At 31.8% G+C, this 15,656-nt stretch carries 16 protein-coding genes and 1 pseudogene; 4 read left to right on the plus strand and 13 right to left on the minus strand.

The genetic code is table 11. The features are described from left to right. A pseudogene (locus HNV08_RS09535) lies at positions 1 to 203 on the plus strand (OmpA family protein); the annotation flags it as partial. Positions 204 to 301: 98 nt separating this feature from the next. Continuing rightward, positions 302 to 1,207, plus strand: a complete 906-nt coding sequence (locus HNV08_RS09540; RefSeq protein WP_173281090.1) for a carboxypeptidase-like regulatory domain-containing protein — start codon at positions 302 to 304, stop codon at positions 1,205 to 1,207. A 91-nt stretch (positions 1,208 to 1,298) separates the two neighbouring features. Here the strand turns inward: HNV08_RS09540 and HNV08_RS09545 are convergent, their stop codons facing one another. The 9 genes from HNV08_RS09545 to rpsA all read right to left on the minus strand — a co-directional run bounded on the left by HNV08_RS09545 (position 1,299) and on the right by rpsA (position 9,050). Further along, on the minus strand, positions 1,299 to 2,150 hold the full coding sequence (locus HNV08_RS09545; RefSeq protein ID WP_173281091.1) for a T9SS type A sorting domain-containing protein: 852 nt from the start codon (positions 2,148 to 2,150) through the stop codon (positions 1,299 to 1,301). Positions 2,151 to 2,257: 107 nt separating this feature from the next. Next, the gene (locus tag HNV08_RS09550; protein WP_173281092.1) at positions 2,258 to 2,752 is read right to left on the minus strand and encodes a CAP domain-containing protein; all 495 of its coding nucleotides are present in this window, start codon (positions 2,750 to 2,752) and stop codon (positions 2,258 to 2,260) included. A gap of 289 nt (positions 2,753 to 3,041) precedes the next feature. Beyond that, on the minus strand, positions 3,042 to 3,689 hold the full coding sequence (pdxH, locus tag HNV08_RS09555; protein ID WP_173281093.1) for a pyridoxamine 5'-phosphate oxidase: 648 nt from the start codon (positions 3,687 to 3,689) through the stop codon (positions 3,042 to 3,044). A 26-nt stretch (positions 3,690 to 3,715) separates the two neighbouring features. Beyond that, complete coding sequence (locus HNV08_RS09560) at positions 3,716 to 4,621, minus strand: ribonuclease Z (RefSeq protein ID WP_173281094.1); 906 nt, start codon at positions 4,619 to 4,621, stop codon at positions 3,716 to 3,718. Between the two features lie 58 nt (positions 4,622 to 4,679). Next, the gene (locus HNV08_RS09565; RefSeq protein ID WP_173281095.1) at positions 4,680 to 5,012 is read right to left on the minus strand and encodes a ribonuclease Z; all 333 of its coding nucleotides are present in this window, start codon (positions 5,010 to 5,012) and stop codon (positions 4,680 to 4,682) included. Positions 5,013 to 5,015: 3 nt separating this feature from the next. Continuing rightward, positions 5,016 to 5,945 (minus strand): aspartate carbamoyltransferase catalytic subunit, encoded by a 930-nt coding sequence (locus tag HNV08_RS09570; RefSeq protein ID WP_173281096.1) that lies wholly within the window; start codon positions 5,943 to 5,945, stop codon positions 5,016 to 5,018. Positions 5,946 to 6,014: 69 nt separating this feature from the next. Continuing rightward, on the minus strand, positions 6,015 to 6,554 hold the full coding sequence (pyrR, locus tag HNV08_RS09575) for a bifunctional pyr operon transcriptional regulator/uracil phosphoribosyltransferase PyrR (protein WP_173281097.1): 540 nt from the start codon (positions 6,552 to 6,554) through the stop codon (positions 6,015 to 6,017). 104 nt (positions 6,555 to 6,658) lie between these two features. Beyond that, on the minus strand, positions 6,659 to 7,129 hold the full coding sequence (locus HNV08_RS09580) for a hypothetical protein (protein ID WP_173281098.1): 471 nt from the start codon (positions 7,127 to 7,129) through the stop codon (positions 6,659 to 6,661). An 85-nt stretch (positions 7,130 to 7,214) separates the two neighbouring features. After that, the gene (gene rpsA, locus HNV08_RS09585) at positions 7,215 to 9,050 is read right to left on the minus strand and encodes a 30S ribosomal protein S1 (protein ID WP_173281099.1); all 1,836 of its coding nucleotides are present in this window, start codon (positions 9,048 to 9,050) and stop codon (positions 7,215 to 7,217) included. A 287-nt stretch (positions 9,051 to 9,337) separates the two neighbouring features. On the opposite strand from rpsA, the gene HNV08_RS09590 reads away from it, so the two are divergent. Further along, entirely contained in the window at positions 9,338 to 9,748 is a 411-nt protein-coding gene (locus tag HNV08_RS09590; protein WP_173281100.1) for a lipocalin family protein, read from the plus strand. Between the two features lie 135 nt (positions 9,749 to 9,883). Further along, positions 9,884 to 10,261: a LysM peptidoglycan-binding domain-containing protein gene (locus HNV08_RS09595; RefSeq protein WP_173281101.1), complete on the plus strand. Its 378-nt coding sequence runs from the start codon at positions 9,884 to 9,886 to the stop codon at positions 10,259 to 10,261. Positions 10,262 to 10,310: 49 nt separating this feature from the next. Here the strand turns inward: HNV08_RS09595 and cmk are convergent, their stop codons facing one another. The 4 genes from cmk to lon all read right to left on the minus strand — a co-directional run bounded on the left by cmk (position 10,311) and on the right by lon (position 15,352). Next, positions 10,311 to 11,000, minus strand: a complete 690-nt coding sequence (cmk, locus tag HNV08_RS09600) for a (d)CMP kinase (protein ID WP_173281102.1) — start codon at positions 10,998 to 11,000, stop codon at positions 10,311 to 10,313. Positions 11,001 to 11,016: 16 nt separating this feature from the next. Next, positions 11,017 to 12,048 carry a type IX secretion system protein PorQ gene (gene porQ, locus HNV08_RS09605; protein WP_173281103.1) on the minus strand — a complete coding sequence of 344 codons (1,032 nt, stop codon included), beginning with the start codon at positions 12,046 to 12,048 and terminating at the stop codon, positions 11,017 to 11,019. Positions 12,049 to 12,147: 99 nt separating this feature from the next. Next, positions 12,148 to 12,915 (minus strand): LysM peptidoglycan-binding domain-containing protein, encoded by a 768-nt coding sequence (locus HNV08_RS09610; RefSeq protein ID WP_173281104.1) that lies wholly within the window; start codon positions 12,913 to 12,915, stop codon positions 12,148 to 12,150. Next, a complete protein-coding gene (gene lon / locus HNV08_RS09615) occupies positions 12,899 to 15,352 on the minus strand; it encodes an endopeptidase La (protein WP_173281105.1) in 2,454 nt (817 codons plus the stop codon). Before lon ends, HNV08_RS09610 begins: the two co-directional genes overlap by 17 nt. Between the last annotated feature and the right edge of the window lie 304 nt (positions 15,353 to 15,656).

Raw genomic sequence — 15,656 nt, forward strand, 5'->3', positions numbered from 1 at the left:
AATTATCGGACAGAAGAGCTAAATCTACTAGAGAATATATTATCTCTAGAGGTATTGAACCTGACAGAATTGAAAGCGCTAGAGGATTTGGTGAAACTAGACTCCTTAACGAATGTGCTAATGGTGTTAAATGTTCTGAAGAAATGCATCAAGCCAATAGAAGATCATACTTCTATATTGTGGATAAAGAAGAGCAAAACTAATTACCTTTACTAAACGCTTAATTTGTTCTAGAGCAAGCTATATATAGCTTGCTCTTTTTTGCTTTGATGTTAATTGTTGTAAATTTGTACTTACTCGTATGAAATATTATCTAATTTTTACTTTTCTATTTTTACAGTTTTCGGTACTATCTCAATCACTAAAAGGCACAATTTTAGATAGTATTACAAATCAAAAACTGGCATATGTTCACTTATCTATAAAAGGTCAAAACATCGGAACATTCAGTAATGAAAATGGAAAATACATCTTAGATTTAGCAACAACTAAAAAGAAAGATTCATTAGTAATTTCTTTAATTGGATACCAAAATCAATATATTCCCTTGCTTCGATTATTAGAGTCTAAAAAGGATTCCTTAAATTTTAAAATGGTTTCTTTACCTGAATCTTTAAACGAAGTATTACTTCAAAGTAAGAAATTAAAATACAACAATAACACCATTAATCTTACTACAGGTAACAGAAAACAAACCTTCCCTACTTCCGTTACTTATGGGTCTGAAACGGCCACTTTAATAGAAAACCCAAAAGAAAAAACAGGAAAAATAGTTGCGTTACAATTATCATTTAAAACACGAACAAATAAAAATTTTAAAACATATCAAACTTATTATGGTTTAGCGTTTTACGCGATAGATGACCAAGGAAACCCTGGAGAACTACTTCATTTTGAAAATATCATTATAAAACCTAAAAAGGATCAAAAAAAATTAAAACTTAATCTCGAAAATAAGGATATTCCGATTACCAAAGAAGGTGTATTTATAGGTATAAAAACGATTAAACCAGATTATGTAATTACAGAAAGCTCCATGTATTTAACTACACCAAATATACTTTATACACATACCAATAAACCACTAAAATATTCGCGTTCACTATCAATGGATTGGGTAAAACATTCTAAAAAATCAGTGTATAAAAAGAAGTTTTACACCGTACCCTTTATTAAAATAGCGGTAAATTATGAGATCGATAAATAATGTGAACTTCATTTAAATTTACAGGAATATTCAAAAAAAATCTCTGATTAAATAGTAACCAGAGATCTAAAATAGTAATTCTATTTTGAGCTTATTCTTTAAAAATTTTAAGTGTTTGACCATTTTCGGTTTTTAACAAATAGATTCCAGAATTTAAATCAGAAAGATCAAGATTTTCATTATTATGTATTATTCCTTTCATCACTTGATGTCCTAATATATCATACATCACAAAACTTTGGGCTGTATTAAGTCCCGAAATATTTATCATTTTTTTAGCCGGATTTGGGTAATATTTAATCTTATTACTACGCGTCAAAACATCATTTACAGACAGTGTGTAACCTTGTAATGTCACCATAGTGTCTAACGGGTCTTCTTCCCAACATACACCTGCAAACAAAAGTGTATTCTTAGTATTAATATTCCATTCTGATTCTATAAACGTATTACTAGGTCCACTTCCATTATTTCGCGTTACAAAAGAATTTGAAAAATTCCACGATTTGGATTCGCCGTTTTCTCCATCAATTCCAAAAATATCTAGTACGTTATCATTATTAGAGGCATCCACTAGCCTAACTTTATCACCTCCTTCTACGCTAGACAATAAAGTACCCACTGTTGTATTTTGTGCCGTTCTAATTCCTGCAAAATTTTCATCAAATGCGTCGATATCGTTTACCAAATACAAAAAAGTATCTGTATATTGACCAACACCTATTGAATTATTTGTTACCCAATTACTTGCTGATGCAAATTGAAATTGAATTTTTAAATTAGTCACATCAACCGTGCCATCAACATATAATTCTATAAATCGAGGCGCTACTTCACCTGTTGGGCAATCCCCTTCTACCATAGTTGTTATTTTAACACTTTGTGCAAATGCCATACCTGTTAATAAAGAAACTAATAAGCTTAAAAGTAGAGTTTGTTTCATAATTTAAAATTTAGGATGAATAGGTTAGTAAAAGATTAAAGGTTTAATCTTTTTATTATCTGTTTTCTAAAAATGTAATCAATTTAAGTAATGCGCCTAAGACAGGACTAACGTTTAATAAACATATTAGTAAAATACCATTTACCTTCAGAATTTTGTTCTGCAGACACATCAAAATCCGTATGATCTCCTTCTATATTAGCTCTATGACCAGGACTAGCTAACCATGCATTTACTACTCCTTCTGCTGTATAAAAACCATAACCTACATTTTCGGTTACTTCATTTGCACTTGCATTTACTTCCAAACTTTGTTTTCTTAAGAAAAAATAATCATGAGAAACGTTATTTTCTTCAATCATATAATTGGTGTGTGTTAATGCTACTGCTTTTACCGTATCATGATTTTCTAAAGTATTTAAACCAATACTAATTCTATGTGCATTAATCAATTCCATGATTTCGATTTCTATTAATTTTGCTTGTGGTGTTGCTGGCACCTCAATTGTATTGATGTCTTCATCTAATGGTTCTGAAGAACATGAGGTTAAACTAAAAAGTACAATTAATGTTAGGATCGGAAGGAGTTTCAAAGCTTTCATAAGTTAGGTTATTTAGGTTTGGGATTACTAAATTAACCTCACATATATATTAAAATGTTAAAGAAATGTTAAAACCGATAAAATACATGTTATTCATCGGTTTTTAATGCAAAACATCGGCGAAATGCACATTTTAATCAAAATTTAGTGTAGAACAACGTCAAAAAAATGTATTTCGTCGTCTTTTTAAAAAATACACAATGCGCAAATATGATTTCTATATTTAGAAACAATTTTTAATACAATAACGAAGTGTGGATTGATAAATCTTAATTAAAAATTGATGTTATCAAGGTGATAAACGTTCAATTTTCCAATTGTAATCTAATTGTAACTTATACCGAATTCTATCATGTAGTCTATTTGGTCTACCTTGCCAAAATTCTAATTCGATTGGTCGTATTAAATATCCTCCCCAATATTTAGGTCGTTCTATTGGCTTACCTTCCAGTTTTGTTTCTAGATCACTTAAATTAGATTCTAATTCTGCTCTGTCTTTTACAACGTCACTTTGATTAGATACAACTGCACCCAATTGACTTCCTCTTGGCCGAGATTCAAAATAACCATCACTAAGATTTTCTGATATTTTTTCTGCTTTTCCCTTTATTATCACTTGTCGTTCTGCGCCATGCCAAAAAAAGGAAAGACACACATTAGGATTTTGTAGTATCGCTTTTCCTTTTTCACTATTATAATTAGTGTAAAAAATAAAACCTTCATGTGTATATTTTTTAAGTAGCACTACTCTACTTTTTGGGTAACCATCTAATCCCATAGTGGAAACAGTCATGGCATTGGTTTCCCCAACATTAAAATGCGTATCTACTTCTATAAACCAGTCTCTAAATAACTCTATTGGATTTTCAGGTACAGTATTTAACAACAGTTCACCCTTTTCATATGATTTTCTATAGTTGCTTAAATCTTTTTCCATAGCTGAAGTAAAATTATGTGGTTGTCTTAAAATTCAAAAGTTTTACCGTCTTTAGATAACTCTACATTTTCAAAAACGGTTTGGGCTTCTGCTTTAAATAAATCGTAATCATTATATCTGGTAGAATAATGCCCAAGTATTAAAGTATCTACATTAGCCTTCTTGGCTATTATGGCTGCTTGGTTGGCTGTACTATGTTTTGTTGGGTAACAACGTGCTTTGTCTTTTTCTAAGAAGGTAGATTCATGATACAAGATGCTGGCATCTTTAATTAAAGGAATCATTTGCTCATTGTAAATTGTATCACTACAATAGGCATAGCTTTTTGCAGGTGTAGGATCTTTAGTTACTTTTTCATTACTGATTAATACGCCGTCTTCATTGACCACATCATAGCCTTGCTTTAATTTACTAAAATATGCGGTATGGATATTGGCTTCATTGATTAGATTAATATCTAATTTACGCTCATTTTCCTTCTCTTTAAATAAAAATCCGTTGGTATAAATTCGATGTTTTAAAGGAATCGTATGGACTTCTACCTTACTATCTTCGAAAATTAATTGAGATTCATTAGAACTTAACTCATGAAAAATGAGTTCATATCTTGTCCAGCCACCAGCTAATTTCATTTGTAATGTTATAATCTCCTTTAATCCTTTTGGTGCATATATATGAAGTTCTGTTTCTCTGGTTAATAAGCTGAAGGTATTAACTAAGCCTATTAATCCAAAATAATGATCACCATGTAAATGTGAAATAAAAATATGTTTAATTCTAGAAAACTTAACCTTATTGCGTCTTAGCTCAACTTGCGTCCCTTCTCCACAATCTATCAGAAACATATGATTTTTTATCTCTAATACTTGAGAAGTTGGGTTTGTGTTAATACGAGGTGTTGCGCTGTGACAACCTAATATGGTTAATTTCATTTAATGTTTTTAATGCATTGAAAAGCAACTTTATCAATGGTCATTGAACTGTACCGTTTTAAAAGCCTAAATCGCGTTCCATATCTTCCATTTCAATAATATCATACGCTTCTTGTATGGTAGGCACTACTACAATTTCGTCTGGCATTTGATCGAGATCAACTTGGTCTGAAACGACAACAAAACTTTTTTTAGCACCTCGATGATTATTACTTAAACGCAAAAACTCAATAACATCTTCTAATGAAATTTTTTCTAAGCTAGACAATCTTACAATTAAATGATAATTTTTATAAGTATCATAAGCTTGTTCAATATTATGGACTAATGTTTTTACTGAAGCTTTTTCTTGCGCTATGATGGTGGTATTGCCGTCTCTATCTATAATCATATCTTACTGTTTTATTTTAGAAGCTAATAAATATATTACTGCCATCCTAACGGCTACACCATTTTCTACTTGATTTAGGATAATAGCTTGTTTAGAATCTGCTACATCACTTGTAATTTCTACACCTCTGTTTATTGGTCCTGGATGCATAATTACAATTTCTTTATTTAAACTATCTAATAGTTCTTTATTCACTCCAAATTGTTGTGTATACTCTCTTGTTGAAGGAAAATAACTAATATCCATACGTTCATTCTGAACACGTAACATATTAGCTACATCACACCATTCTAATGCTTTCTTTAGATTAGTTTCTACTTTTACACCTAGTGCTTTTATATACTTTGGCAATAAGGTTTTTGGTCCACAAACCATTACATTAGCACCTTGTAATTGTAAGGCATAAATATTAGACAACGCTACTCTACTATGTAAGATATCACCAACAATAAGTACGTTTTTTCCTTTAACAGTTCCTAATTTTTCTCGTATAGAATAAGAATCTAATAAGGCCTGTGTAGGATGCTCGTGTGCACCATCACCTGCATTAATAATACTTGCATTTACATGTTGAGATAAAAATACACCTGCTCCTGGATTAGGATGACGCATCACTACCATATCTACTTTCATAGATAATATGTTATTCACAGTATCTATTAATGTTTCTCCTTTTTTAACTGAAGATTGAGAGGCCGAAAAATTAATCACATCTGCAGACAATCTTTTTTCTGCTAGCTCAAAAGAAAGTTTTGTTCGTGTTGAATTTTCAAAAAACAGATTCGCAATAGTTATATCTCTTAGTGATGGCACCTTTTTTATTGGTCTATTTATAACCTCTTTAAACTGATCTGCAGTTTCAAAAATAAGGTTGATATCTTCTTTTGTAAGATATTTTATTCCTAATAAGTGATTGACACTTAATTCGCTCATTCTTATTTGCTTTTAGCTATTAGCTATTCGCCTTTAGCATTTCACTTAATATTTTATGCTATAACTCATTTATTTATTGACCAAATACACAGCGTCTTCTCCTTCATTTTCCAGCCACTTCACCTTAACTTTTTGATGATCTATTGCATCTACTTGTCGTCCTCTATAATTTGGTTGAATTGGTAAATGCCTGCTAAAACGTCTATCTATTAAGGTTAATAACTCAATATCTTTGGGTCTACCAAAAGACTGAATTGCGGTTAATGCAGACCGTATACTTCTTCCTGTGTATAACACATCGTCAATAAAAACTACATTTTTATCTTCAACAATAAAATCTATAATCGTTGTATTCGCTTCTAGTGGCTTTTCTCCTCTTCTAAAATCATCTCTAAAAAATGTAATATCTAAATGACCGAGTTTTATATTTTTAATCTTATGATCTTCCGTTAAAATTTTAGCCAATCGATCTGCCAAAAACTTACCTCTTGGTTGTATACCAATTAATACGGTTTCAGAAAAATCATCATGATTTTCAATGAGTTGACAAGCCAATCTATGAAGGGTAATATTGACTTCTTTAGAGTTAAGTAGTACTTTTTGACTCATATCGTTTCCAAACGTTGTTGGCTTACAAAGTTAGGGTAAAAAAATTTGTTTTCAATGGTTTTTCTTGCAAAGCCGAAAAGCGATTTATACTAAAAAACATAAATTCAGTCTTTTCGTTTTTGTTTTATGCGCAACAGGCCGAAACAGATTATTGCACCAATAACAAATCCAAGTAATAGATAATATTCAAAATTAAAGCTATCAATGTGATACGACATTTTAACGCCCTCATTGAATTTTACACGAGATAAAAGTTCTAATTCTTGAAATATATAAACAGCTCTTAGTATTGAAGTTAAGCCTCCAAATATGATGATAAAGATGAGGACATAAACACCATCAAACCAAAAGTTTATTTTAGTTAGCTTTTGAATAATATAATAAATTGGTGTAATGCCGCTTAAAATTATTGCAAAAACCAGTTGTGTTTTAAATCTCGAACTGATCGCAGTACTTGCCAATTCTACTTGATGAAGATCAACTATGCTAATTAAAGTTTCAAAAAACGATGGATAGCACAAAAAGCCAATTACAAATAGTAACAAAAATGATACAAGGAAGTTTATTTTTTTCATAGTACTAAAAATAAAAAAGCCTCTCGAAAAACGAGAGGCTTTTAATATAGATTAATGCTATTCCTTATTTTTTAAGGAATTGGGATTATTTTTTCCCGTCCATTTTATCTTTAAGCGCTTGTAAAGCATCATTTGCATCACCTAAAGTTGGTTTAGCTTCTGCTGCTTGAGCTTCTTGTTTTCTAACAGCTTGCTTAACGATTTTAGCTTCTTCTTCTCTAAATACTGCTGTATGAGATGCTACAACACGTTTGAATTCTTTATTAAATTCAATGATTTTGAATTCTGCTTCTTCACCTTTACCAAGTTTAGAACCATCTTCTTTTTCTAAATGACGTGCTGGTACAAATGCAACGATATCTTCGTTAAATTCAATAGTTGCACCTTTGTCTACCATTTCAGTAATTGCAGCTGTGTGCGACGTACCTAGAGCAAACTCAGTTTCGTACTTATCCCAAGGGTTTTCTGTAGTTTGTTTATGACCTAAAGATAATTTACGTCCTTCTACATCTAACTCTAATACAACAACATCTAAAGTATCTCCAACGTTACAGAACTCAGATGGATGCTTAATTTTCTTAGTCCAAGATAAATCAGAGATGTAAATTAATCCATCAATACCTTCTTCTAATTCAACAAAAACACCAAAGTTTGTAAAGTTACGTACAATACCTGTGTGCTTAGAACCTACAGGATATTTGTTAGTAATATCAGTCCATGGATCTGGTGTTAATTGCTTAATACCAAGAGACATTTTACGATCTTCTCTATCTAAAGTTAAGATAACAGCATCGATTTCATCACCAACAGATACGAAATCTTGAGCTGAACGTAAATGTGTAGACCAAGACATTTCACTTACGTGAACCAAACCTTCTACACCTTCTTCTACTTCAACAAAAGCACCGTAATCAGCGATAACTACAACTTTACCTTTTACTTTATCTCCAACTTTTACAGCTTCACCTAAAGCTTCCCAAGGATGCTTAGATAACTGCTTAAGACCTAATTGGATTCTTGATTTGTTTTCATCAAAATCAAGGATTACAACATTTAATTTTTGATCTAACTCAACAATCTCATTTGGATGGTTGATACGAGACCAAGATAAATCTGTAATATGAACTAAACCATCTACACCACCTAAATCTATGAACACACCATAAGACGTAATGTTTTTCACAACACCTTCTAATACTTGTCCTTTTTCTAGTTGACCAATGATTTCTTTCTTTTGTTCTTCAATATCTGCTTCAATTAAAGCTTTATGAGAAACTACTATGTTTTTGAATTCGTGGTTGATTTTCACAACTTTAAACTCCATAGTTTTATTTACATACTGATCGTAATCTCTAATTGGCTTCACATCGATTTGAGAACCTGGTAAGAACGCTTCTATACCAAATACATCTACAATCATTCCACCTTTAGTTCTACATTTTACAAAACCGTTAACGATTTCGCCAGTATCGTGTGCATTGTTTACACGATCCCATGCTTTAATTACTCTCGCTTTTCTGTGCGATAATACTAATTGACCAGTTGCATCTTCACGTACATCAATTAATACTTCAACTTTGTCACCAACAGCTAAGTTAGGATTGTAACGGAACTCGTTAAGAGAAATTACACCTTCTGACTTTGCGTTAATATCAATAATTGCATCACGATCTGTGATTGTAATAACAGTACCTTCTACCACTTCGTCATCTAATGTGTCAACGAAATTTTCTGATACTAATTTTTCAAACTCTTCTAATTTAGTGTCCTCAACTTGCTCAATTCCTTCTTCGTAATTGTGCCAATCGAATTCTGCTAAAAACTTTTCTGGGTTTGCTTGAGCTTCAGATACTACAGGAGCTTCTACTGTTACTGCTTCAGTTGCTTCAACTTCAGCTGGGTTTGTTTCTTTTTCAGACATGTGCTGAATTAAAATTTGTATTCTGTAGCCATAGAAATAACGCGAAAAACCTACAGAAGATATTAATTAAAATTAAGTTTAATTCCTTTTCATTTTCTTTAATTCGCTAAAAAGGGCTGCAAATGTACAACATTTCTAAGTTAAAACAAAACATTTACATCTAAATACTAACACCCTTAATTAGGTTAATTTCAACCGCTTAAGCCATTAATTTTACAAAGAGATAACCTAGAGATCAAATCTAATTCATTCTATTAAATTAATTTTATACCAAACTATATAAAAGCATGAGAACGTCGCTGTTATTTTTTACTTTCATATCTATATGTTTTTATAGCTGTAGTAATGACAATTCTGAACCTAACCCTCTTATAAACACTGGCATAATAGGCGAATGGAAAATTAACAGTAGAGGCATTGACAATACGTCTTCTACCGAAGTTGTATGTTGTGAAACCCTAATTTTTACAGATAACGATAATGACAAAGACTATATAGGTTATTACACCTTTATATATGAAGAAGAATATTATGGCGCTTTTACACTTAATACCGAAAACAATACAATAGCGTTTACAAATGGTAACGGGAACATAAATACCGAAACATTTTCACTTACAGATAACACGTTAGAACTTTGGTATTATGAAAATGAAAACCGTCATTGGACCATTTATACTAAAGTAATCGACGAATGAATTAAAAAAATAATGTGACTTTACTATAAATAATGTTTCACATAAATAAGAATATCAAAATGATGAATTTAGCATATAACTTGGCACATATTTTGGTATCTTTACAATACTATTAACAATTAAAATATTTAAACAATGGTTAAAGCAAAATACCAAGGCGTATTAGACTTAGGAGAAAAATTAAACATTCAGAATGGTGATGTTAGTGAAAAAGATGGTGTACTTCAGGTAACTGGAACTGCAGCAACTCAGTACGAAAAAAACTTAATTTGGGATAAAATTAAAGAAGCAGGTGGAGAAAACCCAGCTGATATTGTAGCAGATATTAAAGTTGCAGATGAGTCTGTATATGCTAGACACACTGTTGCTTCTGGTGAAACTTTAGGAAAAATTGCTAAGCATTACTATGGTGACGCAATGAAGTACAAAGAGATTTTTGCTGCGAACTCTGATTTACTTAAAAATCCGGATGTTATTCACCCAGACCAAGAATTAATAATTCCTAATCTATAATAGGAATTCATATAAAATTTTAAAAGCGACTTTAATGAGTCGCTTTTTTTTATTCATTAATCAATGCTGTGGCTAACATTGTTAGTCGTTCTAATTGCGCTTCAATTGTTAAATTAGAATTATCAATTTCTATAGCATCATTTGCTTTAATTAAAGGCGAGTCTTCTCTGGTAGAATCTATGCGATCTCTTGTGGTTACATTTTCTAAAACATCTTCGTACTTTAAATTATGACCTCGATCTAATAATTCTTTAAAGCGACGTTTCGCTCGTGTTTCTGCAGAAGCTGTCATGAATATTTTTAACTCGGCTTCCGGAAAAACAACTGTCCCAATATCACGACCATCCATCACAATACCCTTATCCTTGCCCATTAACTGTTGTTGTTCTACTAGTTTTCTTCTAACTTCAGATAATGTTGCTACAGGACTCACATATTTAGAAACGGTAAGTGTTCTAATATCGGCTTCTATATTTTTACCATTTAGGTAAACTTCTGCAAATCCAGCTGTTTCATTAAATTTAAATGTTATGGTGATCTCTCCTAACCTATCTATTAATTCTTCGGTATTAAAAAAATCTTCTCCAATACATTTATTTTCTAGTGCAAAATAAGTCACAGCTCTATACATAGCACCTGTATCTACATAGATATAATTGAGCGTCTTTGCCAATTGCTTAGCTATGGTACTTTTTCCTGTAGACGAAAATCCGTCTATGGCTATGACAATCTTTTTCATTGATGTGTTGTTTGTTTTATCTTCTTCTACCATCTAAATCAATTTGAAGCCCTAAAAAACTAGTATTAGAAGCACCTGAGTATCTTGCGTGTGTATAACTGAGTTTCATTTTATTTAGCTTTACACCAACACCAAACGACAAACCCGAAAAGTTTCTTTGATCTACAATTCGTAATTCCTCTGCTCGTCTAAAGTTATAACCAAATCTTAAATTAAATCCGCCTTCTGGAAACAATTCTGCTCCCAAAATTAAATGCCGTAATCCCTTATTAAAAAAACTTAATTTTTCTTGAGTTTGATTTCCATCTAAATCTGTAGTTGCTCTAGCAGGATTTTCAACAGAAATAGGCCATTGTTGCAAGTTTTCTAACGTTAAATGCCAACGCAATGGCATATTTTCTAATGTTTGCGACATTCCAAAGTTAATCTCAAATGGCAAAGGTTCGTGACTTCCGGCATATGTAGAAAACTGTGTACCAACGTTTCTTACAGTTAAAGCGGCATGAAAATCTAACTTTTCATTAATATACATAACACCGAAATCGAATGCGCCACCAACGGAATTGTACTGTTCTAATAGCGATGTTATAAATTTAATATTAGCACCTACATAAAAATCTGAATATGGAATCTGATAATTATAGCCAAATGAAATCGCTGTTTCATTTCCATTAAAAGTTCCTGTTGAGTTTCCATTTAAATCATAACCATCAAACGAGCCATAATTTATATAGGTTACACCAAAGTGAAAGGTTTGCACATGTCTATCCCAAGTGTAAGCGTAAGCTGCCGTTCCATAACTGATGCCACCTAAATAATTAGAATAATTTACAGCAAGCTGGTTATTCATTTGCCAATTAATGGACGCAGGATTATATAAAGCTTCTGTAACGTCATAATCAAAATTAGTGATTATTTTTCCGCCTAAAGCTGCTTGTCTTGGCGACGATACTAAATTTAGAAATTGATACGTCGATTCTCCACCTAATTGCGCGAACATTGGTATACTTATAAGTAATACAAATAGGGTAAAAATCCTTTTAATCATAGATTTTGCGAAAATATATCATTTTAATTAAAAAGTATATAACTAAATCTATCTTAAAACGGTTATATGATTTTTTTATTTTTATGGTAGAATTTATTTTTATCTCAGCTTTAATTCTTGGCCTACAATAATCAAGTTACTTGTTAATCCATTTAAACGCTTTAATTCACTTACCGTTGTGCCATTATTAAGTGCTATTCTATATAAATTATCACCATTTTTCACAATATAATATGTAGCATCATTTGTATGATATGTTGCTTCTGGCGTCGTTATTCTAAGCCTTTGACCAACTATAATTACGTTAGAACTTAAATTATTCATTTGTTTTAATTCATTAACACTTAAATTAAAACGTCTGGCTAAACTAAACAATGTATTGCCTCGTTCTACTATATAATAATCTGAATACGTTGTGGTTTCTGTATTAGAATAATTAGGTTCCGAAACTTGGTCAAGATTATAAACCCTAAGCCTTTGACCTTGGTCTATTAAAGTAGTTTCTAAATGGTTGGCTTCTTTTAACTGAGTTAATGAGACATTGAATTTTTTAGAAACATCTAATAAAGTTTCACCTGCCTTAACGCTATAATAATCCGAATTTACCATCTCTTGCTGCCCTTCGGTTTGCGAAAGAATTTGTTCACTACTAGTAGAATTATGTTGTGCTGTGTTTTCAACAGTTTTGGCTACAACTTCTACTAATTTAACCTCACCTGTCGCGACATTTAGTTTAGCTGGTTTTCCATCTAAAAAAACATCTTTATACTCAACAGCACTGGCAACTATTGAATCTTGTGCCATTGCACTAATACTTGATAATCCGAGGGTAAAAATGGATATAATTAATCTATAATTTCTTTGCATTTTTTACTTTTTGCTTGGTAAGTGCAAGTTTTAGCACATCACTCATATCTGTTACATAATGAAAGGTTAACCCTTTTAAATATTCAGGTTTAATTTCATTAATATCTCTTCTGTTGTCTTCACAAAGTAAAATTTCTTTGATTCGTGCTCGCTTGGCTGCTAAGATTTTTTCTTTAATTCCACCAACTGGTAATACTTTACCACGTAATGTAATTTCACCTGTCATGGCCAAACTCTTCTTAACTTTACGTTGTGTAAACAAAGATACTAAAGATGTTAACATAGTAACACCTGCACTTGGCCCATCTTTTGGTGTAGCACCTTCTGGCACGTGAATATGCACATTGTACTTCGCAAAAATTTCAGGGTTAATCCCAAACTCTTCTGCATTGGCTTTAATGTATTCCATAGCGATAGTTGCCGATTCTTTCATCACTTTACCCAAATTACCAGTAATAGACAATGCGCCTTTTCCTTTAGATAATATAGATTCTATAAATAAAATATCGCCACCAACACTTGTCCAAGCTAAGCCTGTAACAACACCAGCAACATCATTGTTTTCGTATTTATCGCGTTCTAATCTTGGGCTTCCTAATACTTCAATGACATCATCATTAGAGATTTTAATATTGTAAGCTTCTTCCATTGCAATATTCTTGGCAGCATAACGTACCATTTTTGCAATTTGCTTTTCTAAGCCTCTAACTCCAGATTCTCTAGTATAACCTTCCACTATTTTTTCTAATTGTGGTTTTGCGATTTTTAAAGCCTTATCATCTAAACCATGCTCTTTAAGTTGCTTTGGTAACAGATGACGCTTTGCAATCTCTACTTTTTCTTCAATCGTATAGCCTGTGACATTAATGATTTCCATTCGGTCTCTTAATGCAGGCTGAATGGTATTTAAACTATTCGAAGTAGCAATGAACATAACTTTAGATAAATCGTATCCCATTTCTAGGAAGTTATCATAAAACTCACTGTTTTGTTCTGGATCTAAAACTTCTAGTAATGCAGACGATGGATCACCTTGATGACCAGAAGATAATTTATCAATCTCATCTAATACAAATACTGGGTTAGACGTTTGCGCCTTTTTTAAACTCTGAATAATACGCCCTGGCATTGCACCAATATAGGTTTTTCTGTGTCCTCTAATTTCGGCTTCATCGCGTAGACCACCTAAAGAAATTCTCACATATTCTCTACCCAAAGCTTCGGCTACAGATTTTCCTAAAGAAGTTTTACCCACACCTGGAGGTCCATATAGACAAAGAATTGGCGATTTCATGTCATTTCTAAGTTTTAAAACGGCCAAATACTCTATAATTCTTTTCTTAACGTCTTCTAAACCAAAATGGTCTCTATCTAAAATTTTCTGAGCGCGTTTTAAATCGAATTTATCTTTGCTAAACTCATTCCAAGGTAAATCTAAAAACAGGTCTAAATAGTTACGTTGAATGGAATACTCAGCCACCTGAGGATTCATACGTTGCATTTTAGATAATTCTTTTTCAAAATGTTCCTTTACTTTATCGTCCCATTTTTTGTCTTTTGCACGTAATCGCATGTCCTCAATTTCTTCACCAGAAGACACTCCTCCACCCAATTCTTCTTGAATGGTTTTCATTTGCTGGTGTAAGAAATATTCACGCTGTTGTTGATTCATATCGCTCTGAACCTTATTCTGAATATCGTTTTTAAGCTCTAGCTTTTGATATTCTAGATTCATAAACTTCAACGTTTGAAGCGCTCGCTCTTTTAAATCGTTAATTTTTAATAATTCTTGCTTCTCCTCTACTTTTAGATTCATATTAGAAGACACAAAATTTATTAAAAACGAACTGCTTTCAATATTTTTAATAGCAAAACTAGCTTCAGATGGAATATTAGGACTTTCCTTTATAATATCTAAAGACAAATCTTTAATAGAATCTATAATCGCTTTAAACTCTTCATTATCTGGAGCAGGTTTTGCTTCTGGTATGTCAGATATTGTTGCCGTTAGATACGGTTTTTCTGAAACAACCTCATTTATTGCAAAACGCTTTTTACCTTGTATAACAACAGTAGTATTACCATCTGGCATTTTTAGCACCTTTAAAATACGTGCCACTGTACCTGTTTTATAAATATCTTTTGCAGTTGGATTTTCTACAGTTTCGTCTTTTTGAGATACCACACCAATAACTTTTCCGCCTTTATTGGCATCATTAATTAGCTTAATAGACGTATCTCTTCCTGCTGTAATAGGAATAACAACACCAGGAAACAATACCGTATTTCTCAACGGTAAAATAGGTAACGATTCTGGTAACGATTCGCTGTTTATTAATTCTTCATCTTCTGGAGTCATTAATGGAATTAATTCTGAATTCTCATCGAAATCCTGAAATGACAGATTGTCTAAATTTAAAAATTTGGATTTTTTCATATATATTTTCTAGCCATTCTGTCATAAACGCTTACAGAATAACATTATTTTAAATGTATTAAAAATTAACTTATTATTGAATATCAGCTATTTACAAGATATTCAAAGTTATTCACACTATAGTAATTTCAATTGTTATGCCATTACCTTTGATTGTCAAAAAAAGGTTACAACATTTTTATTTTAGTTAGTTTTTTAAGGCATCGCATATCATTTAATAAAAGCTTTATGTATGACAAAAATGTTGAAATTGAACTCGAAGCTGAACTTTAAAATTGTTTCCTTGACAGGAATTTACGGCTGT

Origin of the sequence: Winogradskyella eckloniae (assembly GCF_013249045.1) — a bacterium.
GTDB classification, from domain to species: Bacteria; Bacteroidota; Bacteroidia; order Flavobacteriales; family Flavobacteriaceae; genus Winogradskyella; species Winogradskyella eckloniae.